A 25,571-nucleotide genomic window follows, 5' to 3' on the forward strand; every position below is an offset into this window, starting at 1 on the left:
TTCAGCTCGCGCGGCGTCGCCCGCCGAACATGCGGCGGAGCCAGCAGCCGCCGATGCAGCCCACCAGATAGGCCGCCACCAGCAGCAGCGTCACGTCGATCGCGAAGGGCGTCATGAATCGGCCTTTCCGGTGTCGTCCGCCGCGGCCCGACGGCGCGCCGGCGTGCACCCGCTCCACCAGCCGGTGACGAGGCCGATGACCAGTGCTCCGGCGATATAGGGCCAGAGTTCGAGCGCCAGGAACCACATCGCCTACCTCACGATCAACCGGACACCGCCGGCCGTGCTGGCGACCGAATCGGCGGGGGACTGGACGGCTAGCGCCCGGCGTTCATCGGTAACCAGCCGGTCCGGCGCAATGCCCGCGGCGGCGAGATACCGGACCAGCGTCTGGGCCCGCGCGGCGGCCTCCACCGGGCCGGCGTCCGGTTGGCGAATGGAAATCTCGATCAGCGCTTCCGGACAACTCGCGGCCGCGGCGGCGATCTGGTCCAAAAGGCCCAGACTTGAGGCCTGGACGGCGGCGCCCCCTTCCTCGAAGGTGACCGTGCCCTTTTCCAGCAGTTGCGAAATGGTCTTCTGGCACGTCGCGGCGTCGACGCGGGCGGGCGCGGGCATGACGTCCAGCGCCACGTCGAGCGTGAAGCCTGAGGGCAGCCCCTCCGCCAGAAGTGCCTCGATCGACGGCACCGCCTCGGCATAGAACGCCGCGCCGGTCACCTTGAGCTGGCCATCGTCGAAGCGCGCTTCACCGACCTCGAGCCGCGACAATTGCCGCATCGCCGTCATGACGGCGGCGGTGAACCCCTGCGGCGCACCCTGCGCGATCGCCGATACATCGTTCACCCGGGCGCCGACGAACTGCACCTTGGCCGCCTCGACCAGGCGCTCATGCTCGGTCGGGGACGGGAAGAACCCGGAAAGCGTCAGGCCGTCCGCATCCTTGCGCAGGCTGAACACATAGGGCGACACCACCGGCGGGCGGACGTCGCTGCGCAGCGTGAGCCCGCGGGGCGGCGACTTCTCCAGCGCCGCCCGAACCGCCACGAACGCCGCCGAATCCAGCGCCTCCCCGGACACGGAAAGTGTGGTGCCGGTGCCGCGAACCGCACCTTGGCGGAGCCGGGAGAGCTGGTCGAGTCCAAAGCCGGTGGCGGCGACCCACTCATCGGCGGGTGGTCCGCCGGCGGCGATGCGCATCTCGTCGCTGGCCGGCACGCCGGGAAAATTGCCCCGCACCGAATCGAGGATCAGCCGCTTGGCTTCCTCGGAGGGCGCGTATCCGGTCAGCCTCACGCCGTTGGCCGTGCGCTGCACGCCCCAGACGAACGGGTCGACGGTCGGCGGCTCAACCGCGAAACGGGTCAGCGTATAGCCTTCCGGCAGATTGCGCCGCGCCCCCGCCAGCGCGTCATAGGCGGCGAAATCCGGGGCGGTGCCGTCGATCGTGATGGTGGTTCCGGACAGCGCGACCTTGCCGTCGGGCAGCCGGCCGAGCTGGCCGAGCGCGAACGACACCGCCTTCAGCCAGCCCTCGGTCGGCGGGGCGCCGTCGGCCAGCCGCAACTGGTCGGATATCGCCGCGCCGGGCACGGCCGCGCGCACCATGTCGAGCAGGGCGCGCCGCGCGTCGCCGAGCGGGATGTAGCCCGCCAGCGTCACGCCGCCATCGGCCTCGCGCGCCGCCGACCAGATGAAGGGCGACACCGCCGGCGGCAGCACCGCGAAGCGGGCCAGCTTGAAGTCGCCCGGCAATTCGCTGCGCACGGTCACTTCCAGCGCGTCGTAGCTGGCGAAATCGGGGGCCCTGCCCTCGATCGAGAACGAATCGTCGGAAATGGTGATGCGCCCGGCCGGCATCTTGGCGAGTTGCTCGATACCGAAGGCGACCACGCCGATGAAGTCGCCGGCCGGCACGCCGCGGGCGCGCACCAGATCCTTCTCGCCGGTCACCACGATGCCGGGCGCCATGGCGGCGGCGGCCTCGGCGATGCGCCGGCGGGCATAGGATGAGGGAACATAGCCTTCGAGATGCAGCTTGCTGCCGTCGCGGATGGCGGCGAATGTGAAGGGCCGGCGCTCCGGCAGCAGCGTGGTGCGGTCCTCGACGACGCGCACGCCGGACAGACGCCCCAGCTCGTAACGGACCTTGATCCGTGCTTCCTCCGAAAGTGCCTCGCCCTCCAGCAGGGCGTTGCGGCCTTCGAAGCGGGCATGGGCCCAGGATTCGCCGATCATCGACATCAGCGTTTCCGCCCGGTCGGTCAGATCCCGCTCCACCGGCGCCCGCGCAAAGGTGACGGCGACAACCACCAGCACGGCTAGGGCAGGCAGCCCTTTCCACCAGGCGCGCCAACGACACATCATCTCGTCTCCCGTCCGGCGGCGGAGTTCACCCGGCCGCAAGGCGGCGCGACTTCACCATAGTTACGGGCCATCAGGAAGCCGCCCCGTCCCGCCGGCGCGCCATCAGACCCATTCGCCTATACCCATTCGCCCCTGCGCATCACCGGCTCGGTGTCGCCCGAGGCGGTGATGCCGTCGACATCGACCTCGCCGGAGCCGATCATCCAGTCGATGTGGATGAGGCTGGCATTGGCACCGCGCGCCGCCAGCTCGTCCGGCGTCAGCGACGTGCCATCGACGAAGCACTTCGAATAGGACTGGCCGAGCGCGATATGGCTGGCCGCGTTCTCATCATAGAGCGTGTTGTAGAACAGCAGGCCGCTCTTCGAGATCGGCGAGGAATGCGGCACCAGCGCCACCTCGCCGAGCCGACGCGCGCCTTCATCGGTGTCCAGCACCTTGTTGAGCACGTCGGCACCGGTGCGCGCCCGCGCCTCGACGATCCGCCCGCTCTCGAAACGCACCGCGATCTCGTCGATCAGCGTGCCCTGGTAGGAGAGCGGCTTGGTGCTGGCGACATAGCCGTCGACCCGGTCCCGGTGCGGGGTGGTGAAGACTTCCTCGGTCGGGATGTTGGCGTTGCAGACGATGCCGTTCTTGGCGGCGGATGCGCCGCCCGCCCATTCATGGTCGTCGGCCAGCCCCACGGTGAGGTCGGTGCCGGGGCCGCGGAAGCGCAGCGCCGCGTAGCGCCGGGCGTTGAGCTGCCCGGTGCGGGCACGCAACTCGACATTGTGCGCCTCCCATGCCGCTACCGGATCGACCGCATCGACGCGCGAGGCCGCGAAGATGGCGTGCCAGAGCTTGGCGACGGCGATATCCTCGGGGTCGTCGGGGAACATCGCCTTCGCCCAGGACGGCGAGGCGTAGGACACGATGGTCCAGTTGATGTCGAAATTGGCGATGTGGGCCAGCGCCGGCATATAGGCCTTCGAGCGCGCCCGGTTGGCGCGCGACACCTTGCCGGGGTCCTCATTGGCCAGCAGCGAGGGGTTTTCGCCGGCAATGGCGAGCCGCGCGGCACCGCCCTCGAAGGCCTTCGCCATGCCCTCATAGAGCCAGCCCGAGGCGGTGTCGAAGCTCTCATCGGGCGCGTTGCGGAAGCGCATAAGGCTCGCCTCCTCGTCGCTGAACAGCGTGGTGACGAGGCTGGCCCCGGCCTTGTAGGCATGCTCGGTGATTCGCCGCACCAGCGACAGCGCGTCGAGCGAGGCGGTCATCACCAGTTCCTGGCCGGGGCGCAGCCCGAGCCCGACATGCACGGCGACCGCGCCCAGCCGGTCCAGCCTTTCCTCGTGCGAGAGCTGATCGGGAGGAGTGGCGGCGTGCTTGGTCATGGTGGTGGCCTCCGAACCGGGAACGGCGCGTCGCCGCACCGCCATTCAAGAAAGGCGGAACGCCTCCCGTCAAGCTGGAGCCCATATACACGAAAACGGGCGAGCCGATGGCCCGCCCGTCGCCTTCAGGTTTTTTGGTGCGCGATCAGCGCTCGCTGCGCTTGTTCGCACGCTCCTGGTTGATGATCGCCTGATCGCCGGGCATGTACCACGGGTCGGCATAGGACGGCTCGTAGCCGTAGGACGGGCCGAGCGGCGCCGAGCGCACCGGCGGACCATAGGACCGACCGCCATAATAGGTTTCGCCCATATAGACGTTGCGCCCCTCATGTACCGGCCCGCGGTAGTCCGGCCCGCGATAGGCCGGGTCAGCGAATGCGGCGCCCACGCCGCCGGCAGCCAGGATGCCTACAGTCGCCGCAGCAAGAACGATCTTGCGCATGATGTCATCTCCGTCATCCGAAAGCTTTTACTTCTAGGCCGGCATATGAATTCCGACCCGTTCGGACAGACAACGACGCAAGGCGCCAAAATGTTCCGCTCACATCTTTGCGCGCGAATGACGCATCAAGGTGAAGGACGGCGAATGCCCGAGACGGCGCGCCTCTACCAGCCGATGAGCCAATCTGCCAGCGTGCCGGCGAACAGCGCCGCCGCAAGGCTCACGGCGATCGCCAGCAGGACGGCATGGCGGGTTCGCCGCTGCAGGACGCGGTTCTTCACCGCCACGTCCAGTGCCGCCACCGCCTCGGCGACGGCCTGCTGCGCGGAGGCGCCGACGGCACGCCCGTCGGGCACGATCATCAGGTTCTCCGGCTTGCCCCAGTCCTCGACCAGATGGCCCTCGCCGTCCCGTCCCGAATCGACCGGGGGAATTCGCTCGGTCAGAGGGCGTGGATCGGCCGACCAGAGGAAGACCGGCTTGCCGCGCGCTTCGGCATAGCCGATCTCGAACGCCGTCCCCGGGTCCATATGGACGCCGCGAAACGGCGTGATGTTGGCGACCAGCGCATCTGCGGCGTCGATCATGTCGATGCAGGCCTGACGGATGTCGACACCCTCTTCATGCAGCGGGAACAGGCCCTCGGCCCCCGCGGCGGCACAGATCGCCTTGAGGCGCGCGCCCTCGGCGGCAGCATCGGGCCGGAACACTTCGGGCCCGGCGAGATAGAGGCGAAGCGCGGGAAGCATCGGAGGAACTCGCAGGGAGGGAAGCAATGGCCGGCCTGGCCCCCCTGCCCTCACCAGGCAACCGTATCGGGTCGGCCTCGGGCCAGGTGAGGGGTGGCGACCGCGGCTGGGCTCGAACCAGCGACCTGCCGCTTAGAAGGTCGTGGTTCGTTAATCCAATTTACGCTTAGACCGCAAGGCCTTGCGAGCGCTCTTTTTGCCCAACTCGGGATTTTCTCGGGACTCGGTGCGCCGAACGTGCATTTCGCGGCGCTCCGCCTCGTCGGTTACGCGGGCATTCATGGCCTCTGCGACATCCTCGGTCAGGGCATGGGCATAGCGCATCGTGGTCTTGATATCCGAGTGGCCAAGAAGGTTCTGGACCGCCTTCAGGTTCTTCGACGCGCGCAGCGTGCGGGTGGCGCTGGTGTGGCGGAGGTCGTGGATCTTCAAATCGGTGAGGTCGGCCTTGACCCTGTCGCGGGCGAATCGACTGCCCCAGCCCCAATAGGTGACGGGATAGCGTTTTCCCCGCACATAGCGGTTGCCGCTCTTGGCGCAGGTGCGGGTGCGCTGCGCGACGAAGGTGAAGACGTGGACCCTGTGGTGCCCGCGCAGCGGCCATAAAAGGTTCGTGATCTCCCGCGTGATCGGGATGACGTGGGGCTTGTCGCCCTTGCCCACGACGCGGATGACACCGGATGCCCAGTCGACCTGGGGCCATGTCAGGCTGACCACCTCGCGCCGGCGTAGGCCCGAGGCCTGGGCGAACAGCCGGACGGGGCGATAATCATCCCTTTCGACGGCCTCGATGCTGATCTCTTCGTCGAAGCGCAGCTCACGAACCCGCTCGCGCGGCTCCGCCAGGATATGCGACGCCCAATCGGGTTCGTCCGGCAGCACGACCTTCCACACCTTGCGGGCGCGCTGGAAGATGCGGCGCAGGATCTGAGTGAAGCCGCGGTTCACGGTTGCCGGCGATACGACGCCACGGCGCGGGTCGCCGAACCGATATTCGCCGCGCCGGCGCGCGACCCAGCCGGCGAGCTTCTCATCCGTAATGTCGGCAAGGGAGGTGCTGGGGCCGATGGTCCTGACCAGTTCAGCCAGTTCGCGATCGAGATCGACCGCGTTGGTGGTGTGCTGCCCGACTTCGTGCCAGTACCGGCCGGCGGCATCGTCGATCGACATGCGCGAGCTGGTGGTGGCGCCACGCGCGAAGGCCGCCCTTACCCGTTCCTTTTCGGCCCGCTCGACTTCTTCTGCCGCGCGGCGAGACGTTTCTCCCGTTGAGCCAGAAAACCGAACACCGCGCCGCTGGAAGTCGTAGTGGTAGAATGGCGAGTCCGCGCGTTTGTAGACGGACATGTCTGGCGCCTTTGCCTTTCCAGAAACTCAAGGATATCGGCCAGCGTGAATTCCCGCCGGGGCCGTGTCACGCCCACGCCCATGGCGCGGTAACGGATGTTCCCCGCCTTGGCGTGCCGGAGCAAGGTGGAATAGTCCATGCCCAGCAGGTCCGCCGTTGCTTTCGCCGGCAGGCTGATACGACGCGCGAAAGCGTCGAGCAGCGGCTGGGGAATAGGTTCGGCCTGCATGCGCCCTACCCTCCCCGGCTCGCGAGCACGGTGGCGGCAAGCGCCACACCACCCAGCATGGCAAGAACCACCCACGCGAAGCGGCGGCGTGCGTTGCGCCGCTCGGCCGTGTTTCGGGCGCGGTGGCGGATATCATCGACGGCCGCACGCATGGCCTTTTCCGCTGTCTCCCAAACCGGGCCGGCGTCGGCGGCGATCATCAGATTCTCGGCCAGCTCGAAATCCTCGACCAAGTGGCCGTCATCGTCGCGCCAGCCATCCGCATCGAGTTCGACCCCGGCCGGGATGCGGTCGCGCAGAGGGCGCGGATCATTCGACCAGAGGTGCACGGGCTTGCCGCGGGCCTCGGCATAGCCGATTTCCCACGCCGTGCCGGGATCCATGTGGTGGCCGCGAAAGGGCGTGATGTTCGCCACCACGGCGTCGGCCGCGTCAATCATCTCGCTGCAGCGGCGCTTGATAGCTTCGGCGTCATGCACCGGCTCGCCGTCCAGCGGAAAGACACCCTCGGCGCCAGCCCGCTGCGCGATCTGCTTGAGCCGCTTGCCCGCAGCGGCGGCGTCGGGACGGAAGACTTCGGGGCCGGCGAGGTAGAGATGCGGTGTTTTCATGACGCTTGATCCTAGAACGAAATCCGGTCGTCGAGGTCCACCTGTGCTGCGGCCTTGGCCTGGCGCCAGATGGGCGGCATGGGGAACTCTGCCGTGACGGCATCCACCCGGGCATTGAACTGCGCGCGCGCCTCTGCGGGGATGAGCGGGGCGATGACCTCCCGCAGGCGGGCGATGCCCTGGCGCGCGCCAGCGACGTAAGCCCGGCGGTGACGATGGCGGTTCCTGGTCATCACGAAACCCTCATCGGCATGAGGACGCACAGGGCGTCGGTCATGTCCGGGCGGCGGAGGATGGTGGGGGAGCCGGGATCGTGGAGCGCGATCTCGATGGGGCCGGTCTTGGCCGTGGCGGCCAGCACGTCCATGACGTACTTGCCGTTGAAGCCGATGCTTATTTCCTCGGCGGCATAGGCGATCTCGATCTCTTCGTAGGCCGAGCCGGCATCCGGGTTCGTCACCTCCAGCACCAGGCGGCCCTCGCCAAAGGTGCACTTGACCGCCCTGCCCCGCTCGGCCGCCACGGTGCCGACGCGGTCGACGGCGGCGTTCAGCTCTTCCGCCTGCAGGGTGGCGACCTTGTCATTGCCCGAGGGGATGACCCGGCCATAATCGGGGAAGGTGCCGTCGATGAGCTTGGTGGTGAAGCACGCCTTGCCCAGCGTGGCGGCGAGCTTGACCTGCGAGACCCGCAGCGCCAGCGGCGCCTTGTCCGCCGCCTGGGCCATGCGGGAAAGCTCTTCCACCGCTTTACGCGGGACGATGACGCCCGGGAAATCCGGCAGGCCCTCGACGGTGAGCGAGGCGAGCGAGAGGCGGTGCCCGTCCGTCGCCACCAGGCGCAGGCGATCGGCCACTTGGGGGTCGCGGTGCAGATAGATGCCATTGAGGTAGTAGCGCGTCTCTTCGGTCGAGATGGCGAACTTCACCCGCTCGATGGCGTCGGCAAGGGCGTGGCCGGGGAGATCGAAGGCCACGCCGTCTTCCACCCGCGCGAGGCTGGGGAAATCGGAGGGAAGCAGAGTTTGCAGGGCGAAGCGGGAGCGGCCGGCGCGCAGGACGGCGGTGCCCTTGTCGGCTGACACCTCGAGCTTGATCTGCGTGCCCTCGGGCAGCTTTTTGACGATGTCGAGCAAGGTCTGCGCCGGCAGGGTGGTTTCGCCCTCGGCCGCGCATTCCGCCGGCAGGCTGTCCTCGATCTCGATGTCGAGATCGGTGGCGATGAGGGTGAGGCGCCCGGCTGAAGCCCGCAGCAGCACATTGGCGAGAATGGGGACGGTGTTGCGCCGCTCGACGGCGTGCCGGGCGCGCTGGAGCGCGGCGAGGAAGGCGGCGCGCTCAAGGGTGATGTTCATGGCGGCGTCTCTCGCGTGAGGGTGAAGGGGTGAGCCGGGCGGCGGGGCTGGGAGCGGGAACGCCGCCCGGCTCGGTTCGCGGCGTGTCCCGCGCCGCGAAGGGGATGGAAAGGCCGGGCGGCGCGGAGGCGCGGGGGGCGCCGCCCGGCAGGTGTCCCGGCGCCCCGCCAAAGGCGCCGGGGGGAGGAACGAGGTCAGGATTCGGGGGAGCCCTCGAAGGTCGGCAGGTCCGTGTCCTTGCCGGCCTTGAGGAGATCGTTCTGCACGCGGGTGCGCAGCCAGAACTCCCAGCGATAGAGCTGGTAGAACCACGTCACGGCGCCCTGCCCGGCGCGGTAGCGGATGCGGGCGGGGATACGGACCAGATCGCCATCCACGAAGGGCGGCAACTGGATCATGAAGATGCCGGGGATGTCGATCGGCTCGCCCTTGGCATTGGTGTGCTCGGTTTCGAACACGATCTGCCGTTCGCCGGTCTGCAACCGCAGGCCCTGCTTCATCTTGGCGCCGACATTGACTTCCAGATGCCGGGAGAGCTCCAGAAGCTCATTCGGGAGGGCGAAGCGCTCCTTGAACAGGGGCTGATAGTCCGTCTTCTCCTGCTCGAAGGGGGCGGAGAGTTCGGCCGCATGCTCCTCCAGAAACTCGGCGAAGGCCTGCTGTTCCATCGGCTTGTTGTTGTTGCCGACCCACGCCTTGAATTCCTCGGTGAGGGGGAAGGCATAGGCCACGCGGTGCTGCTTGTGCGCCGTGCCGTGATCGCGCGTGTAATAGTCGATCACCGCCGTGAGCGAGGGCTTGGGCCATGTGGTGCTGGCGAAGATGACGCTGTCGGCGCTCTTGTGCCGGTTCACCAGCCCGATGAAGCTTTCCAGCGTGTCGACGACGGCGGTGCCCTTGATCCGCTCCGGCCCTTGCCGGAAGCGCTCGATCTCATCCTTGACGGGGATGACGCGCTGATTCTTGCGATCCCACAGCGCGGGAATGCTGGACGGCAGGCCGGCGCCGAGGCCGGAGGTGGGAATGTGCAGAATCTCCGGCGTCGCGGCGTCGTGCGCGAGATCGGCGATGAAGCGCGCGGATGCCGCGGGGGGCAGGTCCGGCTTGTGCTCGGTGATGGACACGGGGAGCTTCTCCTGTCAGCGGGGTGAAACGGGGGATGATCAGGCGGGTTCGCGGTTGCGCGGGCGCTCGCCGACTTCGGTGGGGCCGCCGAACATGTCGACCTGGCTGGGGTGCTGGACGGAGAGGCCGCCTTCGACGACCCAGAAGGGCGTGGAGGTGAAGCCCTTCTCTTCCGGCAGCTTGGCCTTGACCTGCGGCTTCATGTCGATGCGGTCGCCCAGCTTCACGAAATCGATGGTGAGGGTGAGCGTGCCCTTGACCTTCTCTTCCGGGTGCTCCTGCAGCGCCTGGATGACGGTGCGTAGTTCGGCGTCGACCTTCTCCTGGAAGCGCCCCCGGTTCGACAGGCCAAGCGCCTGGAACAGGCTGTGAATGATGTGCTTCGACATGGTGTTCCCCTGCGGGTCGGCGGTCAGCCGTGGTTGGTGGCGAAAAGGTCGAGGTCGGCGGCGAGGCTGCGGATGCCATCACCTGCCCGGGCGGCACGCTTGGCAGCGGCTTTTTCTTCCGCCACCTCGTTGCGCAGCAGGCGGTGCGTCAGGCGCTTAAGCTGCTGCGCGACACCCGCGCGCGGCGCGTGCTTGCGGCGGGCCTCGGCGTACTTCTCCGCCAACTGGCGGCGGCGCAGGCGATCATGGGCGAGGCTCATGCGGACCTCCTTGTGGCGGGGGCGGCGCGAAAACTCTGAGCGCGGGCGCCGGGCAGATGGGCGATGAAAAGCTCGTGCAACTCGATCGCCGCGCGGGCCGGCGGCAAGAGGCGCTGGCGGGTGGGCAGCGGGGGTACGGCCTCGATGGAAGGCGCCCAGGGCATGGGCGGCCTGCTGAGGAAATCCCGCCGCTCGGTGACCAGCGCGGTGAGGTCGGCGCGGTGCACGAAGGCTTTTTCCGCCTCGCTGGGCGGGTCGACCAATGCGGCGGCATGGATGGCGGCATCGTGCCGGCGCTCGATCTCCGCCATTACCTGGCGCAGCGTGTCCTCGGCCGTGGCGCCGAACATTTCCCGCGCGATGGCGAATTCCATCGCCTTGACGGGGGGCGCCTTGTCGCCGATGCGGCTCTCATGCACATCGTGCAGCAGGACAAGCGCCCTCTCCCGTTCGGTGGCGCCGACCGCGCAGGCCACGCGGTAGGCGATGAGGGTGTGATTGGCGACCGAGACCGCCACCGAGGATGCGCCGACATAGCGATTGATGAGGGCGAGCTGGTCCGCGATCTCGGCGAAATCGACCTGGCCGGGGCGTGGCGCGACCAGATCGAGCGCGCGGCCATTGCGGGACTGGAGCCAGACGCGGGGGGGCAGGCTCATTCGTCCCCCCAATCCGGGCCGACGAACACGTAAAGCACCAGCGCAACGCCGATGCCGGCCAAGAGGCAGAGCAGGAGGACGCCGAGGATGAGCAGAGCGGTGCCCATCACGCGGCCTCGCGGGCGCGTTCGGCCTCGGCCTTCGCCTTGCGGGCCTGCCGGTAGCGGGCCTGAGCAACTTTCATCGCCTCGGCCAGCTGAACGGCGGGAAGGCCGGCCTCGGTGATCTCCGCCGCCGTGTAGCCCTCGCAGGCCAGAACATCCACTGTCACGGGGATGCCGGCGAGATCGAGCCGGCGCATGTCCAGCGCCATGCGGTCGACCAGCGCCTCGTAGCAGGGAGCGCGGTCGGCAAGGCGGCGCGTGTCGGCGCATTCCGCCACCATCTGAGCGAAGGCGTGCGCGGTGCCGCTGGCGGCCATCCAGTCCTGCGCGGAAAAGACCTGGTGGCCGAAGGCGAAGGCCTCGCCCTCCGCCGGGGTGGCGCGGAAATGGGCGTCGCGCATGGCAAAGCCCATGGCGAGCACCAGGCCGTGGCGCTCGATCAGCCCATCGCATTCCGTATGGGGGGCGACGAGGCCGTGGCGGCGGAAGAAGGCGACAAGCGCCGATTCATGGTGGGCGGGGTGCATGCGTCGCTCCCAATCGCGTGGATTGAGAAATTGATAGCGGTACTAACACTTCATCGCAAGTGAAAATGATAGTATCACTATCATTCTTAAGCGCGACATGAGAGCCAAACTATAGATTCGGCCGAATCGGAGCATTGAAATGAACGCTGGCGGACAGATTTTTCGATGCGGACCGGCGCGGAGCGTCAGGCTGGGCGGCCCCACTCAAAACTGTTGCCATAGCGGGCTACGCTTGCCTTCTCGCCCTCCTCAGCCTCGCGGCGGCCGTAGACGAAAGTCGTGCGGGAGATGTTTTGGCGGCCAAAAACATCAAGGTAGCTGACCACAACGTGAACGTAGAAAGCACCCTTGCCTTCGACGAGGCTCTGGTGCTCCTCCGCCGTGAATATCTTGAAGCGGCGGATCTCGGTGGCCCCCGGAATATTGGGAGCGAGCCCGGCGGTATTGCCCGGCAGGGAGTGGAGAACATAGGGATGGTTGGCTGCTTGTGGAAAGGCGGCGAAGATAATCGAGCCGCGCACGTCAACCGATCTGGCCGGGGTGGCGCCATTGTTGATAAAGCCGATCTTTACCCGCAGCTTGGCTCCAATGGCGCACGCGGACAGCCGGCAATCCTTCGCGGTCACATAGGCGCGGACCTGCGCCTCGCCAATGGTGCGGGTTACATCTACGGCCTCAACGGCGGCGCGGCTGGCCTTTTCGGCCTCCCGCACAGCTTCCCGGGTGGCGCGCAAGGTCCAGTACAGGAGACTGAGACCAATGGCGGTAAAGATGACTGAGACCCAACTGGCTGCTGCCGTGAGCCAGGCCGTTCTGGGCTCTCCCCACCAGAGCTCTTTCCGCGATTGATCGGTGGCATTCTTGAACCGACCCTCATCGCCTGCCTGTGGGCTGAGCTCGGCATCAACCACCGGCTCAAGCACGAGCTCTTCGCCATTCTGCACTTCTTCTGTCGGTGCCTTGGGTTCGGCTTTTTCCACCTTGTGTTCTGGCGCTGGCTGCTGGGCTAGAGGTGCCGAGCAAAGGGCGACGAGCCCCAACGCTGCCAGAACGCCTTTCAGCCAGCAGGAGGGCACCGCCTATCCTTCCGTTGGTGGCGGCGGCGCGAAAATCTCTGAGCAACGCGACATCGCCCACTCTCCGATAGAGTCACCAGTGGGCTTGATATCGAAGATGATGCCGTTAGGCTGCACGGTTAGTTGAACCGAACATTGCATCTTGATATCGGCGGCCGGCGAATAGCTCGTATTGGCGACGCCGAAGGAATAGCTGGTGGTCGACGTTGCCGGCAACGTGTATATTTTCGGCACCGATTGCCAAGCGTAAATCTTACGGCCGTCTGCGAGATCATAACTCGACTGCGGCGGACCATGAGCGACGAAGAAATCATCAGCCGCCCGGCCGATCCACTCCGAGTTCAGCTGTTCAGCTGCCTTCTCCGTAGTGCACCCTGCAAGCAAGAGCACCCCGCAGAATGCCAGTGCTGCGCCATGTCGGGCTTTCATTGAACGCCTCCCCAGACGGGAGATCAGGCTGCCTTGTCGTCCTTACCGCCGTCAACCACCTTTGATTGCAGGAAGCGGATGAAATCAAGCGCCTCGCGCTGCTGATCCTTGTTCAGCGTGTCCCAAATCGACCAGGGCGCGCCGACTTGGGTCGGGTCGCGCATGATGAGATCGGCCGGCTCGCAGTGCATGGCAGCGGCCAGTGCCTCAAGCATCGGCTGAGTGTAGCCGGTTTCGCCGCGCTCAAGTTGCGATATGGCGCCGTGGGTGACACCGACGATCTCGGCCAGTTGCTCCTGCGTCAACCCGCGATGCTTCCGCCACTGCCGGATGAAGTGGCGGGGCTTCGGCGGTTTGAAATTGGTGCGGACTTTAGCCATCCACACATTGTGCTCGCCCTTGCGCGACGAACCAGACAGTACAACTAACATACGACTTGCATCAGAATGTTAGTACAGCTATCAAATGCAGCATGGCTCATCTGTTTGATACCCTTCCCAAGCAACGCGGCATCATTTCCGACATTGCCCGCGCTTGCCGGATTACGCCCGGCGCGGTGTCGCAATGGAGCCGTGTCCCCGCTGAGCGCGTGCTCGATGTGGAGCGCGTGACCGGCGTGCCCCGCCATGAGCTGCGGCCCGACCTCTACCCGGCGCCGACCATCGCACCAGCCCCCTCACCGCACCATGAGAACGACGAGGAGTGCGTTGCATGAGCCGCTTTGCCACGTATCGCTGCACCTTCTGCGGTGCTCTTAGCGACGATGTCGAGACGCTGTTCGCGGGGCCGAACCATCAGGCGATCTGCGACAAGTGCGTTTCGTTCGGTGTCGCGCGCCTGAATGGCGAGCCGGCCCATGACGACATCCCCGGCCGGCTGGCAAAGTGGCGGCGCGCTGCGCCGCCGACCACCACTCTCCATCCGCTCGCGGAGGCCTCAAGTGACGGGCTTGAGAGAGCCGATAAGTTGCTCTGCGTATGCTACGGCAGCAGCTCGGACCCGCTCGATCTGGGCAGCTTGCGCGGGATCTGTCTGGCCGAAAAGGTCCGGCCGGCGCAGTTCCATGATAACCGCATCTTGGATGCGCTGAACGTTGATCCGAGTCTGAGCGTCGTCTGGCGCGGACACGGATCTCTGCAAGAGAATGCGGACCATGTGGCCCAGCGCCACCTGTTGCCCGAATTCTTTGTCGAGCCGCTGTCCAAGTTTACTCGTGGCATCGTCGACCATGTTGGTGACTCCGTGCGCGTGCTCCGCGCGGGGTTGAAGGGGCGCGACCGGGTTGCATCTGGCCGCGCCCACCACTCTAACGCGGACGGGGATACCGGCAATGGGGCGCGGCGCATGAGCGAGTGCGCGCGATGAGCACGGCACTCGCCCCGCTTCGAGAGGTGATGACCCATGTTCTGCCAGACGGCTCTTTGGCTATTGGCGCTTGCAGCCCTTCAACTCGCCGGCATCTTTATGGCCCTGTTGATGGCAATTCGACTGGAGCGGGTTTCGCGCATTCTCTGCTCGACGCTGACGACCATGCGGACCTTGATGGTCGTGCCCGGCGCCGAGGACTCTCGGGGACCAAGCGAGAGCTCCAGATAGGTCACATCGGCCGCTCTTTGCTCTCGGGTGGAGAGGCTGGCAATTCGTGTCGCCCCAAATGGCGCGATGGTGGCATTGAGCTCCACGCGCGCCGGATTTGCCTCGTCCACTCCGCTGCCGCTTGCCTGGAGGGTACATCCACGGGGGCTGGTCAGCCTGGAGGCAGCATGATGCCGGTAGCATTGGCGGGCGTCGAGGCCCAGCCATGAACGCGCGCATCTTCACCTCGGCGGACTATGCCGCGATCAAGAATGCCGTGCGGCGCGCGCTGCGGCAGGCGGGCGGCTGCCTGCGCGAACTGGCCGGCATGACCCGGCTTTCCGCCGCGCAGCTCTCGCGCTTCGGCGACCTGAATTCCGACCAATGGGTGCCGCTGGACGTGGCGCTGGATCTCGACAGCCTGGCGGGCGAGCCGGTGATCACGCGGGCGCTGGCCGGACTGCTGGGCTACGACCTCGTGCCCTCCACCGTCATTGTGGCGCAGGGCCGGCTGGTGGAGCACCTGGCCGGGCTGGCCCGCGAGAGCGGGGATGTGATGGCCGGCATTTCCGAAGCGCTGGCGGACGGGCGGCTGACGCTGAACGAACTCGCAAGGATCGAGAACGATCTCGGCGATCTCGACGCGCATGTGCAGGCCACGAAGGCGACGGTGCGCGCCAAGATCATGGCCTTGCGTGGGGAGGCGTGACCGATGCTCGCGCGCACGCCCCTCATCGTCATTCACCGGCGGCCGTGGCGGCGGGTGGTGCCTGTTGCCCGCCGCATGCACGCGCTTGGCCGGCCGGGCTGGGAGATCGCCCAGCGGCTGCGCATCAGCCGGGGCTATGTGGCGCGGGCCTTGTCGAGCGGCGGCGGCATCTGGTCGCCGGAGGAATGGGCGCGGCTGAGCGCGGCGCTGGCACAGGGGGTGGAGCGATGATGGAGCCGGTCAAGGGGATCGAGCGCTACACGCGCCGGCCCGGCCCAGGCGGCGAGACTGGCGGCTCCTATTACCGCATTCGCTGCCGCCATTGCTCGTCCGTGTTCGAGCGCAAGGCACGCAAATATTCCGGCCCGCCGCCCGACCTTGAGGGCGAGGTGCTGCCGGAGGCGAAAAAGGCCGGTTGGGACGTGCTGCACGGCGCGCGGCGGGCGATGTGCCCCGGCTGCCGGGGAGTTCTGGCGCAGGCCAAGGCGAAGAAAGAGGCCAAGATCATGGTGACGAAGCCGACGCCGACCCCAAAGCCCCGCACCGAGCCGGGCGAGGTGGTGCCCCTCAAGCCTGCCGTGGCGGGCAAGGCGGAGGCGCCGCCTTCGATGGATATCGATGCGGCCTTCCTGATCCGCGACAAGCTGGGCGAGGTGTATCTCGACGCGCAGCGCGGCTATGGCGAGGGCTGGACCGACAAGAAGGTGGCGGAATCGCTGACCGTGCCGCGCGACTGGGTGCGGCAGGTGCGCTGCAAGGTCTATGGCGCCAGCAGCGCCGGCGGGGCGGAGGATTTCGCCCCGGTGCTGAATGAGGCGCGCGCCGTGCTGGCCGCCGCGAAGGACCTGACCGAGCAGGGCCTGAAGGTGCAGCAGGAAGTGGCCGTGTTCGAGCGGGCGCGCGGCGAGGTGCTGGCGCAGGTGGGGCGGCTGGAGCGCCGGCTGGCCGATATCGAGAAGGCGGTCGGGTGATGGGCTGGCCTTTCGAGCCCTTGCGCATGTTTGCCTATGACCTCGTCGAGCTCGACCCGCCGTGGCACTTCGACCTGTATTCGGCGAAGGGCGAGGCGAAGTCGCCGCAGGCGCAATACGCCACCATGTCGCTGGCCGACATCGCCGCGCTGCCGGTGGGCGACCTGCTAGCGCCGGGCGCCGTGTGCGTGATGTGGACGACGTGGCCGCTGGTGGCGACCGGCGCGCATGTCGAGATCATCCGCGGGTGGGGGCTGAAGCCCGTGACCGGCGGCGGCTGGGCCAAGCGCACCGTGAACGGCAAGCTGCAATGGGGGCCGGGCTATGTCGCCCGCTCGCTGCACGAGCCTTACATCATCGCCGGCCTGCCCGGCGGAGACTGGAGCGGGGCGAGCTTTCCCAACCTTGTGGAGACGCTGGAAGCGGATTCGCTGGACGGGTTGGCGCGCGAGCATTCCCGCAAGCCCGATGAATTCTATGCCCGTTGCGAGGCGGCGTGGCCGCAGGCGCGGCGGGCCAGCCTGTTCTCACGCCAGAGCCGGCCGGGTTGGGAAGTTTGGGGCAATGAGGCGGGCAAGTTCGATCAGGTGGGGTTGGTGGGGTGAGGATAAAGCAACAAACGCATACTTGGATGCAATCAGAGTCAGAACTACTGTTCAATCGTGTAGTTCGTAACCTTGAGAATGAGGTGCGAAATATCGATATCGCTACCCTTCGCAATATGGTCTTTGTATTGCTCAACGCGGACCATCTGACGTCGGGACAAATCCGCGATTTCATTTCTTTCATTCAAAAGACGCATCCTACTTCCGATTGCAAACCTAAGTTCGTGTTTCATTTTAGAAACCACTTCATTAAATCGCTTTTCAATATTATCCGCACTTCCATCAATACTTTTCAACGCCGAGGTAATGTAAATTTCAATACCGCTATTCTCACCCCTAAGCAAAACATCGCTCCTGAGCCTAAATACTTCTTCCGAGTCAATGTACGCGACGAGAGGCTCGACAAGTTTACCAGTGTCAACAGTGGGTTTGGATCGCCTTTTATAGGCCCGACTCTGCAGTTCGGCGATCTTCATAACCGTCACTGTATGAGCCATAAGGCGTTCTTCGATCTTATCGCGCTTCTGCTGCTCAGCTACATTCGTGGTCGCTATCCACGCGATCACCGCGCCGGCCAGCGCGATAAGCGCGCCGATAAAACCGCCAAGGTCCTTCAGGATGCCGAACGCCCCAACGCTTCTCGCTGCTTCAGCGACCGTGCCGTCGCCGAAAACGACGCCAACAGCCAAGATGAAGGCAACGATGACCACCCCAATCATCGCCGGATGTTTCATCATATCCTGACGCTGCCTGCGCTCTCTCCAGTTGTCGAGAGGGCTCCGGCATGACTGCACCGTTTTTCCTAGCGCGCCATGCGTTCTTTCGCGGCCTCCGCCAAGTAGGCGGACCGATTCTCGCCGGCCGCGCGCGCCGCCGCGTCGATGCGCGACAGCAGGCGCTCGTCCAGCGTGATGTTTACCCGCACCGAGCGGGCGGGAAGCTCCGCCGGCACCAGCACGGGGAGCGCGCCTTCCAGCGCCTCGGGCGCTTCCTGCCGCAGCTCGGCGAGGGTGCGCAGGCGGGGGAACTCCTCGCCGTCTTCGACCATGCCTTCGACGTGCAAAGCGAGGGCCTGCTCGCCCTTGCGCACCGCCTCGTCCAGCGTGGTGCCGGTGGAGATGGCGCCGGGGAAATCCGGGAAGGAAATGCCGAAGGCGCCGTCTTCCTCGTGAATGATGCCGATTGCGTGTGCCAGGTGACCCTCCTTGGTCGTGCGGCGGATGTCAGGCTTCAAGTCCGCCATGGCGGCGCAATGCGCCACGTGACGCCCTGCCCCGTCCCGTTCGCGGGTTCAAATGCCCTATGCGGCGGCCTGGTGCGGCTGGATTTCCGCCAAATCTGGCGTCGCGGCCTCGGTGGTGGCGAGATCGAAGCCAGCCTGCAGGTTCATCCAGAATTCCGGGCCAGTGCCGAAATAGCGGCCGAGCCGCAGGGCCGTGTCGGCCGTGACTGGGACTTCCTCGCGCGACAAGCGCTCGATGCGGGTGCGCTGCACATGCAGCGCCTTGGCAAGGGAATAGGGCTTGATGCCGAGGGGGAGGAGAAACTCCTCCCGCAGGATTTCGCCGGGATGCACGGCGGGGTGGGGGCCGATCATGGGGCTCTCTCCTCAGTGATAGTCGACGATTTCGACATCGACGGCGTGACCGTCGCGCCAGATGAAGCAGATGCGGAACTGGTCGTTCACGCGGATGGAGTGCTGGCCGGCGCGGTCGCCCTTGAGGGCTTCCAGCCGGTTCGCCGGGGGCACGCGGAGCGCTTCGAGCGAGACGGCGGCGTTGACCATGGCCAGCTTGCGCTGTGCGGGGCGAACCAGATCGGCCGGGAACCCCTTGCCAACCGTGCCATTCCAAACCGCTTCGGCCAGCTTGTTCTTGAAACTAAGGATCATCGCCCCGCCCTTTTCTATGCTGACAACGTAGCGCGTGACGCTACGCGCGTCAAGCGCAACGTAGCGCGTTGCGATACGATTTTTTGTGCGGGGAGTGGGCTGTGATCTCGGAAACCTGCCTGGCAGATAGGGCCCGCCCGGCCTCGCCCCCCGACTTGCTCGCCGCTGCCCTCGCCTATGCGGCGCGGGGCTGGCGCGTATTTCCCTGCGACCCGCGCGCCGAAAAGCCCTGGTCGAAGCGCCCGCTCGTCGCCGCCGACAAGGGCGAGGATGGCAAAGCGATTGAGGGCACCGGCTGGCCCAAGAAGGCGACCACCGACCCGGCGACGATCCGGGAGTGGTGGCGGCGCTGGCCGAATGCCCTGATCGGCATGGCGCCGGGCTGGGCGGGGGCGTTCGTGGTTGACCTCGACCCCAAGGGCGAAAGCGTGGAGAGCGTGGAGGCGCGGCTGGCCGAGGCGTTGGGCCACCCTTTGCCGTCCGGCCCGCGCACAGTGACGCAATCAGGTGGGCGGCATGTGTGGTTCGCCCGTCCGGAGGGGGCGCATTTCGGCAATGACACCACGGGCCTGAAGAACATCGATATACGCTGCGACGCGGGCTATGTGATCCTGCCGCCGTCGCAGCTTGCCAATGGCAACACCTATTCGTGGGAAGCCGCGCCCTATGAGGGCGAAGCCCCGGCGCTACCGGCCGGGCTGCTCGACCTGATCGCGACCCGGCGGCAGCGGGCGAGCGCGGGTGATGCCGCCCCGCCCCTGGTGGTGGGGCCGGCGCCGGCGCTCACCTCCCACACCCCCGGCGAGGAGGCCAAGCGGCGTTACGCGCGGGTGGCGCTTGACCGTATCGTCGCCGATGCGGCCGGCGCGCCGCAGGGCCACCGCGGCACCGAGCTTTTCGCTGCCGCCTGCCAGCTGGGGCGCTTCATCACCGCCGGCGCGATATCGGAACGCGAGGCTTTGGCGGCGTTGCAGGATGCGGCTGACGCGAACGGGCTTACGCGCGAGGATGGCGCTGCGCGGGTGCAGCGCGAGATTCGGCGCGGGCTCGATGCCGGACGGATCGATGCCTCCGATGTGGTCGCGCGGCTTGACGCTATTGCCCGTGAGGCTGGTGAGCGCCGCCGGCGCGACTTCCGGCCCGAACCGGAGGGCTATCCCGAACCGCGCGGCGAAGCGGTCCCCTTCCCCGCACCCCATTCCTCCGACGCCCGGCCTGACCCTTCATCCTCCCATATGGGCGGTTCGTCGGCCGCGAAAGCGGGGGGTGCGGGGGGCGGCGCTGCCGAGGGGCAGGACACGCTGCATGATGAGCTAGCCTTTCTGCCATGCACGGATCTCGGCAATGCGGAGCGGTTCCTGCGCCGTTTCGGCGATGAGTTCCTTTTTGTGCGTGATTGGGGCTGGCTGGCCTGGGATGGCCGCCGCTGGTCGCGCCGGGAGGCGGAGCGGGCGCTGGAAGGCCGCATCAAGGAAGCCATCCGGCTGATTGCCGACGAGGCCGACTGGTTGGCGGCGAGCGGCGCGGACCCGGAGGTGCCGAAGGCCGGCAAGCGCAAGCCGGCGAACCTTTCCGACGAGTTGCGCGAATGGGCGATGACCAGCCAGGCGGCCGGGCATGTGAACTGCCTGCGCGGGCTGGTGCAGAGCGACCGCGAGCGCTCCCCTGACGTATTCGACGCCGACCCGATGGTGATCAATGTGCGGAACGGCACGCTGGAGGTGCGCAAGCGCCCGGGCGATGAGCTCTATGTGCAGATGCGCCCGCACCGGCGGGAAGACTGCATCACCAAGATGGCTGAGGTGGATTATGACCCCGAGGCCGCGTGCCCGCTCTTCGACGCCTTCTTCGGTGAGGTGCAGCCCGATGGCACCGTGCGGCGCTTCCTCGACCAGTGGGGCGGGCTCTCGCTGACCGGCGATATCGGCGAGCAGAAGCTCGTGTTCTTCTATGGCAAGGGCCGCAACGGCAAGGGCGTGTATGTCGAGACGCTGAAATTCATCGCCGGCAGCTATACCGAGACCGTGCCTGTCGAGACCTTCCTCGACAGCGGGCGGGCGCGGCGAGGCGGCGAGGCGAATCCCGATATCGCCATTCTGCCGGGCGTGCGCTACCTCACGACCTCCGAGCCGGAGAAGGGCGCCAAGCTCGCCGAGGGCCTGATCAAGCTCGCCACCGGCGGCGACACGATGAAGGCGCGGCACCTCAACCGCGATTTCTTCAGCTTCGTGCCGCAGTTCAAGCTGACGATGCAGGGCAATTATCGCCCCAAGATCACCGGCACGGATGACGGCATATGGGGGCGGCTGCTGCTGATCCCCTGGCCGGTGTTCATCCCGCCCGAGCGGCGCGACCCTCGCCTGACGCTGAAACTGCGGGCGGAGGCGAGCGGCATTCTCAACCGACTGCTGAACGGACTGTGCGACTGGCTGGACAATGGCCTGATGCTGCCGGGCGTTGTGGTCGAGGCGACGCAGCAATATCGCGAGGATTCCGACCCGCTGGGCCGCTTCCTCGCCGAATGCACGGTGTCGGCGCTGGGGCAGCGCGTGCAGTCTTCTGCGCTTCACCGGGTGTTCTGTGCCTGGGCTGGGCAGGCGGATGAAAAGGCGTGGTCGGCCAAGGGGCTGGCGAACGCGATGAAAGACCGCGGGATGCATCAGACGAAGTCCAGCAACAGCTATTGGCTCGACATCGCCCTGATTAAGACCGAGCACGATTTCGAGCCCGTGGCTTCGCCGCCGGCGGGAGATGACGACAACCCTTATGAACGCTGATCCTCCCATCCTCCCAGAATTGGGAGGATGGGCGCTGATCTAACACATTGATATTGCTTGCATTGGGAGGATCAGGGAGGATTGGGAGCTTTTTGTGCCGCCGCCACGTAAGGCGCACAGGCGCGCAGGCATGAGGGATAGTGTTGAAATATCCTCCCTATCCTCCCTGATCCTCCCAAACTCAATGCAATCAAGCACTTATAGCCGGGAAGATGCCGCGAGAGCCGGGAGGATGGGAAGATGTCCGTGAAAGTGAGCACCGATATCGAGGATTTGCTGATCTGGGCGTACCGGGTGGAACTGCCCAAGGTGCCGCACATGCCGGCGGGCCCGGCGCGGCACGCCAAGGGCTGGGCGCCGATGTCCGCCTTTGGCGACCTGCTGGCGAAGATCGACGACCAGGACGTGCGCAATGTCTATGGCGTCACGCCCGACCGGCTGGCGACGGGCGGGCCGCATGCCGACGCACTCGCCATCGACCGGGCCGTGGCGGAACTGGACGGGCTGCACCTCGATGTGCCGGCGGGCTGGTGGCCCTTCGCCGACATGGCGCCCGCCGATGGCTGGGGCGAGGCCGGGGCGAAGGTGATCTCCGATGCGCTCGACCGGCTGGCGGTGCCGGGCGAGGATGGCGGCCTGCGGTTCAAGACATCGCCCGGCTGGCTGGTGCGCAAGCACGCGATGATGGGCACGGTGCCGGACTGGGAGGCGGAGCCTATCGAGTACCGGCAGGTGCGGGGTGCCAACGGCAAGGCCCGGTGGTTCGTCATGCACAAGGTGGCGCAGCAGGTGAACGGCGAGATCATCGGCTATGTCGAGCACGAGGTCGAAGGCTGGTGCGCCTCGCGCCGGCGGCCCTTCCCTGGCGCCTATCACAAGATGGAACTTGTACCTTCGCCCGTTTACGCCGCGTGCGACCGTGCCGAATATGAGGTGTGGCACGCCGCGCTGTCCGCTCTGGCGGGGATGCTGGGCGAATCGCTCGACGCGCACCGCGTCACCGGCCCCACGCGCGCGGCGCGACCGTGGGAGCCTGATGGGCGGCAAACCCGCATTCTCCCGTCACTGCGTGGATTGGCGATGACGGGGGCTTGACGTGCGCCTGGATTTTGGTGCTCACTGTGCACGGATAAAGAGGCCCGGGCGGAAGCGCTTCGGGCCTTTTCCTTTGGGCCGAGCAGGCATCACCACCCTGACATGGTGATCGAGCCCTGCCATTCGGCCGGTTAGACCACAACACTTGGCAGGCCCCCACCCCCAACGGGTCCTCCCGCCCCTATCCCCGTATGCGGGCGGCGAGAGCGCGGTTCTTTGCCAGTCTGGCCGGTTTGGCGAAGCCTAAAGAGCTAAAGAGCCCTAAAGAGCGGGCCTAAAGAGGTTACGGAATGGACGCGGACGTGGTCAGTAAAGGCCAGTTCGCGCAGCTGGCGAATGTCAGCGCCGGCCGGGTGTCTCAGTGGATTGCCGAGGGCAAGCTGTCGGGCGGCGCGCTGGTGGGCGAAGGCCGAGCGGCGCGCATCAGGGTCAGTGTCGCCCAGTCGCAATTGCGCGCGCGGATCGATGTCGGCCAGCGGTTCGGCAATGGCATCAACACGAAGCTGACAGCTACGGCGGAAACGTCGCCTGCGGTGCCGAGCGCTCCTGCGATCGACCCGATCGAGGAGCGCATCAAGCAGGCCAAGCTGCGCGAGATCGAGTTCAAGAACCGCGAGTCGGCGGAGAAGGAATTCGCCCGCAAGGGGCTGTTCATCCTGGCAAAGGATGCATCGGACCAGATGGCGGCCATCGTCGGCGCCATGCTGAACGTGTTCGAGGGAGCGCTTCCGGATCTGGCAGCGGCCATCGCGAGCCAGTTTCACATACCGCAGCGCGATGTGCTGCATCTGCTGCGTCGCGAAGTGAGAGCCATACGCGAAAGGGCGGCCCTAGCGGCACGCAAGAAAATGGAATCGCTGCCGGGCGACCTGCAGGTGGAAATCCCCGAAACCGAGCATCGCCCCGAGACTGTGGACTGAGCCCCGCATGCACGTTCATCTTGCCCACGCCGAGCATCTTGCCGCGTGGGCGATGGCTGATGTCCTCATGCCGCCGCCTCCCGTCGATTATGTTCGGTGGGCCGAGGAGAACATCGTGTTCTCCGAGAGGGAGAGCCAGTTCGCTGGCCCCTACAACCGAACCTTGTTCGGCTATTTCGATGAGATATTGCGGGCATTCAGCCCCGATGATCCTTGCCGGTTCGTGTCGCTCGCCAAGTCGGCGCAGCTTGGCGGCACGGTGCTCGCCAACGTGTTCGTCGGCGGCTCTTTGTCGATGGACCCCGGCGATATCCTTTATGTCCATCCGACCACAGACAACGCCGCCCGCTGGTCCAAGATGAAGCTGGCCCCGTTCATTCGGGGCACCAAGGCGCTGGCCGTCCTTTTCGACTCGCGGTCCCGCGATGGCGCCGATTCGGTGCTGTACAAGGAGCGCCGCGATGGCCGCGGCGCCATCCTGATATCGGGCGCGAATTCGCCCGCCTCGCTGTCGCAGGTGACCATGCGCCGCCAGGTGCAGGACGACCTGGTGAAGTGGGAGACCAACACGGCGGGCGACCCCGAGGGGCAGGCCGACAGCCGATCGCGAGCCCACGAGTTCGCGAAGATATTCAAGGTGTCGACGCCCAAGATTCTGCCGGGCTGTCGCATCACCCGGAACTTCGACGCCGGCAGTCAGGAGCGGCCTTACGTCCCCTGCCCGCACTGCTCGCACATGCAGGTGCTGGAATGGGAGAACATGCTGGCGAACCTCGACGAGGCGAAGCCGGAGGACGCGCATTTCGTCTGCTCCGACCCCGAATGCGGGGGCGTGATCGAGGAGCATCACCGTCCGAAGATGCTGGCCGGCCTCGAATGGCGGGCCGCAAACCCGGCAGCGAAGCGCGAGCATCGATCATTCTGGATCTGGAGCGCCTACAGCTACCTGCAGAGTTGGGAACGGATTGCCCGCGAATGGCTGAAAGCCAAGGGCGACCCGGCGTCCGAACAGACGTTTATGAACGACACTGTCGGCCTTGCGTATCGCGGCGCCGGCGAGGCGGTGCCGTGGGAGGAAATACGGGACCGGGCGGCCGAATCCCACTACGCGAACGGCACGATCCCCCTGGGCGCGCTCTACCTGACCCTCGGCATCGACTGCCAGGTCGATCGCGTCGAATGGCAGCTGGTGGGCTGGGGACGGGATCGCCGACGCTGGGTGATCTCCTATGGCGTCATTCCCGGCCATGTCTCGGAGGTGGGGTGCCGGGCGGCGCTCGATGCCCTGCTCGGCCAGCAATGGGCGAACACCTTCGGGCGCCGGATCGGCGTCGATCTTGCCGCCATCGACGGCAATGCCTGGACAGAAGACGTCTGGGGATGGGCGAAGCGGCACCCGTCGACAAAGGTCATGATGGTGCGCGGGCGGCACGAGGAACATGTGCCGCTGCTGGAGCGTGTCCGCAAGGAACGGCGGCGCGACGGCACGCTGCTGCGGTACTCGCGGCGGTTCTACAATTTCGGCACATCCATCCTGAAGATGGCCCTGTACCGCAACCTGTCGAAGACCGATCCGCTTGAGCGCGGCTTTATCGGCCTACCTCGGGGGCTTGAAGATGAGTATTTCCGCCAGTTGACGGCCGAGCGTCGCAAGCCGGTACGGCGTCGTGACGGGTTCACAGACTACAAGTGGGAAAAGGACCCCGGGCAGGCCAACGAGGCGCTGGATACGCATCTGCAGGCCGAGGCGGCGGCGATACGCCTGGGCATTCGTGACCTTCCCGACGCGCTTTGGGACAATCTGGAAGCGGAACGCGAGAGCGCGCCGCCCGAAGTGCAGGGCGACCTCGAAGACCTGCTGTTGCAGCCGGGACCAGCGGCCCCCACGCCGGTGACAGCCGAGCCGAGCGTAGCGCTGACCCCGATAGCCACTTTCCTTCAGCGCGAGCCCGAAGCTCGCAGCTGGCATGACAGGGATTAAGC

The 25,571-nt window shown here is 66.5% G+C and carries 33 protein-coding genes; 10 read left to right on the forward strand and 23 right to left on the reverse strand.

Going from position 1 to position 25,571, the window contains the following annotated elements:
• Positions 1 to 111 precede the first annotated feature (111 nt).
• The 18 genes from KHC23_RS12850 to KHC23_RS12935 form a co-directional block, all read right to left on the reverse strand.
• A complete protein-coding gene (locus tag KHC23_RS12850; RefSeq protein ID WP_213373010.1) occupies positions 112 to 249 on the reverse strand; it encodes a hypothetical protein in 138 nt (45 codons plus the stop codon).
• Positions 250 to 252: 3 nt separating this feature from the next.
• Positions 253 to 2,367, reverse strand: coding sequence for an OmpA family protein (locus KHC23_RS12855; RefSeq protein WP_246544531.1), 2,115 nt, complete (start codon positions 2,365 to 2,367; stop codon positions 253 to 255).
• Between the two features lie 116 nt (positions 2,368 to 2,483).
• Positions 2,484 to 3,743: an aminopeptidase gene (locus tag KHC23_RS12860; RefSeq protein ID WP_213373011.1), complete on the reverse strand. Its 1,260-nt coding sequence runs from the start codon at positions 3,741 to 3,743 to the stop codon at positions 2,484 to 2,486.
• Positions 3,744 to 3,888: 145 nt separating this feature from the next.
• Positions 3,889 to 4,185: a hypothetical protein gene (locus tag KHC23_RS12865; RefSeq protein WP_213373012.1), complete on the reverse strand. Its 297-nt coding sequence runs from the start codon at positions 4,183 to 4,185 to the stop codon at positions 3,889 to 3,891.
• A gap of 164 nt (positions 4,186 to 4,349) precedes the next feature.
• Entirely contained in the window at positions 4,350 to 4,934 is a 585-nt protein-coding gene (locus KHC23_RS12870) for a nucleoside 2-deoxyribosyltransferase (RefSeq protein ID WP_213373013.1), read from the reverse strand.
• Between the two features lie 150 nt (positions 4,935 to 5,084).
• Complete coding sequence (locus KHC23_RS12875) at positions 5,085 to 6,104, reverse strand: tyrosine-type recombinase/integrase (protein ID WP_213373014.1); 1,020 nt, start codon at positions 6,102 to 6,104, stop codon at positions 5,085 to 5,087.
• 38 nt (positions 6,105 to 6,142) lie between these two features.
• On the reverse strand, positions 6,143 to 6,511 hold the full coding sequence (locus tag KHC23_RS12880; protein WP_213373015.1) for a MerR family transcriptional regulator: 369 nt from the start codon (positions 6,509 to 6,511) through the stop codon (positions 6,143 to 6,145).
• A 5-nt stretch (positions 6,512 to 6,516) separates the two neighbouring features.
• A complete protein-coding gene (locus KHC23_RS12885; RefSeq protein ID WP_213373016.1) occupies positions 6,517 to 7,122 on the reverse strand; it encodes a nucleoside 2-deoxyribosyltransferase in 606 nt (201 codons plus the stop codon).
• Positions 7,123 to 7,133: 11 nt separating this feature from the next.
• Positions 7,134 to 7,358, reverse strand: a complete 225-nt coding sequence (locus tag KHC23_RS12890; protein ID WP_213373017.1) for a hypothetical protein — start codon at positions 7,356 to 7,358, stop codon at positions 7,134 to 7,136.
• Complete coding sequence (dnaN, locus tag KHC23_RS12895) at positions 7,355 to 8,476, reverse strand: DNA polymerase III subunit beta (RefSeq protein ID WP_213373018.1); 1,122 nt, start codon at positions 8,474 to 8,476, stop codon at positions 7,355 to 7,357. The genes KHC23_RS12890 and dnaN overlap by 4 nt, the downstream gene beginning before the upstream one ends.
• A gap of 194 nt (positions 8,477 to 8,670) precedes the next feature.
• The gene (locus KHC23_RS12900; RefSeq protein ID WP_213373019.1) at positions 8,671 to 9,600 is read right to left on the reverse strand and encodes a DUF2303 family protein; all 930 of its coding nucleotides are present in this window, start codon (positions 9,598 to 9,600) and stop codon (positions 8,671 to 8,673) included.
• Between the two features lie 39 nt (positions 9,601 to 9,639).
• Positions 9,640 to 9,990, reverse strand: a complete 351-nt coding sequence (locus KHC23_RS12905; RefSeq protein WP_213373020.1) for a hypothetical protein — start codon at positions 9,988 to 9,990, stop codon at positions 9,640 to 9,642.
• A 23-nt stretch (positions 9,991 to 10,013) separates the two neighbouring features.
• On the reverse strand, positions 10,014 to 10,250 hold the full coding sequence (locus KHC23_RS12910; protein WP_213373021.1) for a hypothetical protein: 237 nt from the start codon (positions 10,248 to 10,250) through the stop codon (positions 10,014 to 10,016).
• Positions 10,247 to 10,909 (reverse strand): hypothetical protein, encoded by a 663-nt coding sequence (locus KHC23_RS12915; protein WP_213373022.1) that lies wholly within the window; start codon positions 10,907 to 10,909, stop codon positions 10,247 to 10,249. The genes KHC23_RS12910 and KHC23_RS12915 overlap by 4 nt, the downstream gene beginning before the upstream one ends.
• Positions 10,910 to 11,015: 106 nt before the next feature.
• The gene (locus KHC23_RS12920) at positions 11,016 to 11,540 is read right to left on the reverse strand and encodes a hypothetical protein (protein WP_213373023.1); all 525 of its coding nucleotides are present in this window, start codon (positions 11,538 to 11,540) and stop codon (positions 11,016 to 11,018) included.
• Positions 11,541 to 11,725: 185 nt separating this feature from the next.
• Positions 11,726 to 12,520 carry a hypothetical protein gene (locus KHC23_RS12925; RefSeq protein ID WP_213373024.1) on the reverse strand — a complete coding sequence of 265 codons (795 nt, stop codon included), beginning with the start codon at positions 12,518 to 12,520 and terminating at the stop codon, positions 11,726 to 11,728.
• Positions 12,521 to 12,619: 99 nt separating this feature from the next.
• Positions 12,620 to 13,045, reverse strand: a complete 426-nt coding sequence (locus KHC23_RS12930; protein WP_213373025.1) for a hypothetical protein — start codon at positions 13,043 to 13,045, stop codon at positions 12,620 to 12,622.
• A gap of 23 nt (positions 13,046 to 13,068) precedes the next feature.
• Complete coding sequence (locus KHC23_RS12935; RefSeq protein WP_213373026.1) at positions 13,069 to 13,476, reverse strand: helix-turn-helix domain-containing protein; 408 nt, start codon at positions 13,474 to 13,476, stop codon at positions 13,069 to 13,071.
• A 41-nt stretch (positions 13,477 to 13,517) separates the two neighbouring features.
• Between KHC23_RS12935 and KHC23_RS12940 the strand changes: the two genes are divergently transcribed.
• Together KHC23_RS12940 and KHC23_RS12945 are read left to right on the forward strand one after the other, a co-directional pair.
• The gene (locus KHC23_RS12940) at positions 13,518 to 13,760 is read left to right on the forward strand and encodes a transcriptional regulator (RefSeq protein ID WP_213373027.1); all 243 of its coding nucleotides are present in this window, start codon (positions 13,518 to 13,520) and stop codon (positions 13,758 to 13,760) included.
• On the forward strand, positions 13,757 to 14,410 hold the full coding sequence (locus KHC23_RS12945; protein ID WP_213373028.1) for a ClpX C4-type zinc finger protein: 654 nt from the start codon (positions 13,757 to 13,759) through the stop codon (positions 14,408 to 14,410). The genes KHC23_RS12940 and KHC23_RS12945 overlap by 4 nt, the downstream gene beginning before the upstream one ends.
• A gap of 80 nt (positions 14,411 to 14,490) precedes the next feature.
• On the opposite strand, the gene KHC23_RS12950 is transcribed toward KHC23_RS12945, so the two are convergent.
• On the reverse strand, positions 14,491 to 14,751 hold the full coding sequence (locus KHC23_RS12950; protein WP_213373029.1) for a hypothetical protein: 261 nt from the start codon (positions 14,749 to 14,751) through the stop codon (positions 14,491 to 14,493).
• A 95-nt stretch (positions 14,752 to 14,846) separates the two neighbouring features.
• Between KHC23_RS12950 and KHC23_RS12955 the strand changes: the two genes are divergently transcribed.
• From KHC23_RS12955 to KHC23_RS12970, 4 genes are read left to right on the forward strand one after another with little or no spacing between them, the layout of a single operon-like run.
• Positions 14,847 to 15,329 carry a phage regulatory CII family protein gene (locus KHC23_RS12955; protein ID WP_213373030.1) on the forward strand — a complete coding sequence of 161 codons (483 nt, stop codon included), beginning with the start codon at positions 14,847 to 14,849 and terminating at the stop codon, positions 15,327 to 15,329.
• 3 nt (positions 15,330 to 15,332) lie between these two features.
• A complete protein-coding gene (locus KHC23_RS12960; protein ID WP_213373031.1) occupies positions 15,333 to 15,560 on the forward strand; it encodes a hypothetical protein in 228 nt (75 codons plus the stop codon).
• Entirely contained in the window at positions 15,557 to 16,300 is a 744-nt protein-coding gene (locus tag KHC23_RS12965; protein WP_213373032.1) for a hypothetical protein, read from the forward strand. The genes KHC23_RS12960 and KHC23_RS12965 overlap by 4 nt, the downstream gene beginning before the upstream one ends.
• A 26-nt stretch (positions 16,301 to 16,326) precedes the next feature.
• Positions 16,327 to 16,905, forward strand: coding sequence for an MT-A70 family methyltransferase (locus tag KHC23_RS12970; RefSeq protein WP_246544532.1), 579 nt, complete (start codon positions 16,327 to 16,329; stop codon positions 16,903 to 16,905).
• Positions 16,906 to 16,949: 44 nt separating this feature from the next.
• On the opposite strand, the gene KHC23_RS12975 is transcribed toward KHC23_RS12970, so the two are convergent.
• The 4 genes from KHC23_RS12975 to KHC23_RS12990 all read right to left on the reverse strand — a co-directional run bounded on the left by KHC23_RS12975 (position 16,950) and on the right by KHC23_RS12990 (position 18,796).
• A complete protein-coding gene (locus KHC23_RS12975; protein ID WP_213373033.1) occupies positions 16,950 to 17,642 on the reverse strand; it encodes a hypothetical protein in 693 nt (230 codons plus the stop codon).
• 65 nt (positions 17,643 to 17,707) lie between these two features.
• Complete coding sequence (locus KHC23_RS12980) at positions 17,708 to 18,148, reverse strand: type II toxin-antitoxin system HicB family antitoxin (RefSeq protein WP_246544533.1); 441 nt, start codon at positions 18,146 to 18,148, stop codon at positions 17,708 to 17,710.
• Positions 18,149 to 18,205: 57 nt separating this feature from the next.
• The gene (locus KHC23_RS12985; protein ID WP_213373034.1) at positions 18,206 to 18,502 is read right to left on the reverse strand and encodes a HigA family addiction module antitoxin; all 297 of its coding nucleotides are present in this window, start codon (positions 18,500 to 18,502) and stop codon (positions 18,206 to 18,208) included.
• 12 nt (positions 18,503 to 18,514) lie between these two features.
• Positions 18,515 to 18,796 (reverse strand): type II toxin-antitoxin system RelE/ParE family toxin, encoded by a 282-nt coding sequence (locus tag KHC23_RS12990; protein WP_213373035.1) that lies wholly within the window; start codon positions 18,794 to 18,796, stop codon positions 18,515 to 18,517.
• Positions 18,797 to 18,897: 101 nt separating this feature from the next.
• On the opposite strand from KHC23_RS12990, the gene KHC23_RS12995 reads away from it, so the two are divergent.
• The 4 genes from KHC23_RS12995 to KHC23_RS13010 all read left to right on the forward strand — a co-directional run bounded on the left by KHC23_RS12995 (position 18,898) and on the right by KHC23_RS13010 (position 25,569).
• Entirely contained in the window at positions 18,898 to 21,573 is a 2,676-nt protein-coding gene (locus KHC23_RS12995) for a phage/plasmid primase, P4 family (RefSeq protein ID WP_213373036.1), read from the forward strand.
• A 240-nt stretch (positions 21,574 to 21,813) separates the two neighbouring features.
• Entirely contained in the window at positions 21,814 to 22,668 is an 855-nt protein-coding gene (locus KHC23_RS13000; RefSeq protein ID WP_213373037.1) for a hypothetical protein, read from the forward strand.
• A gap of 290 nt (positions 22,669 to 22,958) precedes the next feature.
• Positions 22,959 to 23,588 carry a hypothetical protein gene (locus tag KHC23_RS13005; protein ID WP_213373038.1) on the forward strand — a complete coding sequence of 210 codons (630 nt, stop codon included), beginning with the start codon at positions 22,959 to 22,961 and terminating at the stop codon, positions 23,586 to 23,588.
• A 7-nt stretch (positions 23,589 to 23,595) separates the two neighbouring features.
• On the forward strand, positions 23,596 to 25,569 hold the full coding sequence (locus tag KHC23_RS13010; protein ID WP_213373039.1) for a phage terminase large subunit family protein: 1,974 nt from the start codon (positions 23,596 to 23,598) through the stop codon (positions 25,567 to 25,569).
• Positions 25,570 to 25,571 lie beyond the last annotated feature (2 nt).

The sequence above is a fragment of the Ancylobacter dichloromethanicus genome, from assembly GCF_018390645.1.
GTDB classification, from domain to species: domain Bacteria; phylum Pseudomonadota; class Alphaproteobacteria; order Rhizobiales; family Xanthobacteraceae; genus Ancylobacter; species Ancylobacter dichloromethanicus.

Coding starts and splice junctions, on each gene's coding strand:
- KHC23_RS12850 (WP_213373010.1), bottom strand. CDS start 249: ATGTGGTTCCTGGCGCTCGAACTCTGGCCCTATATCGCCGGAGCACTG.
- KHC23_RS12855 (WP_246544531.1), bottom strand. CDS start 2,367: ATGATGTGTCGTTGGCGCGCCTGGTGGAAAGGGCTGCCTGCCCTAGCC.
- KHC23_RS12860 (WP_213373011.1), bottom strand. CDS start 3,743: ATGACCAAGCACGCCGCCACTCCTCCCGATCAGCTCTCGCACGAGGAA.
- KHC23_RS12865 (WP_213373012.1), bottom strand. CDS start 4,185: ATGCGCAAGATCGTTCTTGCTGCGGCGACTGTAGGCATCCTGGCTGCC.
- KHC23_RS12870 (WP_213373013.1), bottom strand. CDS start 4,934: ATGCTTCCCGCGCTTCGCCTCTATCTCGCCGGGCCCGAAGTGTTCCGG.
- KHC23_RS12875 (WP_213373014.1), bottom strand. CDS start 6,104: ATGTCGATCGACGATGCCGCCGGCCGGTACTGGCACGAAGTCGGGCAG.
- KHC23_RS12880 (WP_213373015.1), bottom strand. CDS start 6,511: ATGCAGGCCGAACCTATTCCCCAGCCGCTGCTCGACGCTTTCGCGCGT.
- KHC23_RS12885 (WP_213373016.1), bottom strand. CDS start 7,122: ATGAAAACACCGCATCTCTACCTCGCCGGCCCCGAAGTCTTCCGTCCC.
- dnaN (WP_213373018.1), bottom strand. CDS start 8,476: ATGAACATCACCCTTGAGCGCGCCGCCTTCCTCGCCGCGCTCCAGCGC.
- KHC23_RS12905 (WP_213373020.1), bottom strand. CDS start 9,990: ATGTCGAAGCACATCATTCACAGCCTGTTCCAGGCGCTTGGCCTGTCG.
- KHC23_RS12910 (WP_213373021.1), bottom strand. CDS start 10,250: ATGAGCCTCGCCCATGATCGCCTGCGCCGCCGCCAGTTGGCGGAGAAG.
- KHC23_RS12915 (WP_213373022.1), bottom strand. CDS start 10,909: ATGAGCCTGCCCCCCCGCGTCTGGCTCCAGTCCCGCAATGGCCGCGCG.
- KHC23_RS12920 (WP_213373023.1), bottom strand. CDS start 11,540: ATGCACCCCGCCCACCATGAATCGGCGCTTGTCGCCTTCTTCCGCCGC.
- KHC23_RS12930 (WP_213373025.1), bottom strand. CDS start 13,045: ATGAAAGCCCGACATGGCGCAGCACTGGCATTCTGCGGGGTGCTCTTG.
- KHC23_RS12935 (WP_213373026.1), bottom strand. CDS start 13,476: ATGTTAGTTGTACTGTCTGGTTCGTCGCGCAAGGGCGAGCACAATGTG.
- KHC23_RS12940 (WP_213373027.1), top strand. CDS start 13,518: ATGGCTCATCTGTTTGATACCCTTCCCAAGCAACGCGGCATCATTTCC.
- KHC23_RS12945 (WP_213373028.1), top strand. CDS start 13,757: ATGAGCCGCTTTGCCACGTATCGCTGCACCTTCTGCGGTGCTCTTAGC.
- KHC23_RS12955 (WP_213373030.1), top strand. CDS start 14,847: ATGAACGCGCGCATCTTCACCTCGGCGGACTATGCCGCGATCAAGAAT.
- KHC23_RS12960 (WP_213373031.1), top strand. CDS start 15,333: ATGCTCGCGCGCACGCCCCTCATCGTCATTCACCGGCGGCCGTGGCGG.
- KHC23_RS12965 (WP_213373032.1), top strand. CDS start 15,557: ATGATGGAGCCGGTCAAGGGGATCGAGCGCTACACGCGCCGGCCCGGC.
- KHC23_RS12970 (WP_246544532.1), top strand. CDS start 16,327: ATGTTTGCCTATGACCTCGTCGAGCTCGACCCGCCGTGGCACTTCGAC.
- KHC23_RS12975 (WP_213373033.1), bottom strand. CDS start 17,642: ATGATGAAACATCCGGCGATGATTGGGGTGGTCATCGTTGCCTTCATC.
- KHC23_RS12980 (WP_246544533.1), bottom strand. CDS start 18,148: ATGGCGGACTTGAAGCCTGACATCCGCCGCACGACCAAGGAGGGTCAC.
- KHC23_RS12985 (WP_213373034.1), bottom strand. CDS start 18,502: ATGATCGGCCCCCACCCCGCCGTGCATCCCGGCGAAATCCTGCGGGAG.
- KHC23_RS12990 (WP_213373035.1), bottom strand. CDS start 18,796: ATGATCCTTAGTTTCAAGAACAAGCTGGCCGAAGCGGTTTGGAATGGC.
- KHC23_RS13000 (WP_213373037.1), top strand. CDS start 21,814: ATGTCCGTGAAAGTGAGCACCGATATCGAGGATTTGCTGATCTGGGCG.
- KHC23_RS13005 (WP_213373038.1), top strand. CDS start 22,959: ATGGACGCGGACGTGGTCAGTAAAGGCCAGTTCGCGCAGCTGGCGAAT.
- KHC23_RS13010 (WP_213373039.1), top strand. CDS start 23,596: ATGCACGTTCATCTTGCCCACGCCGAGCATCTTGCCGCGTGGGCGATG.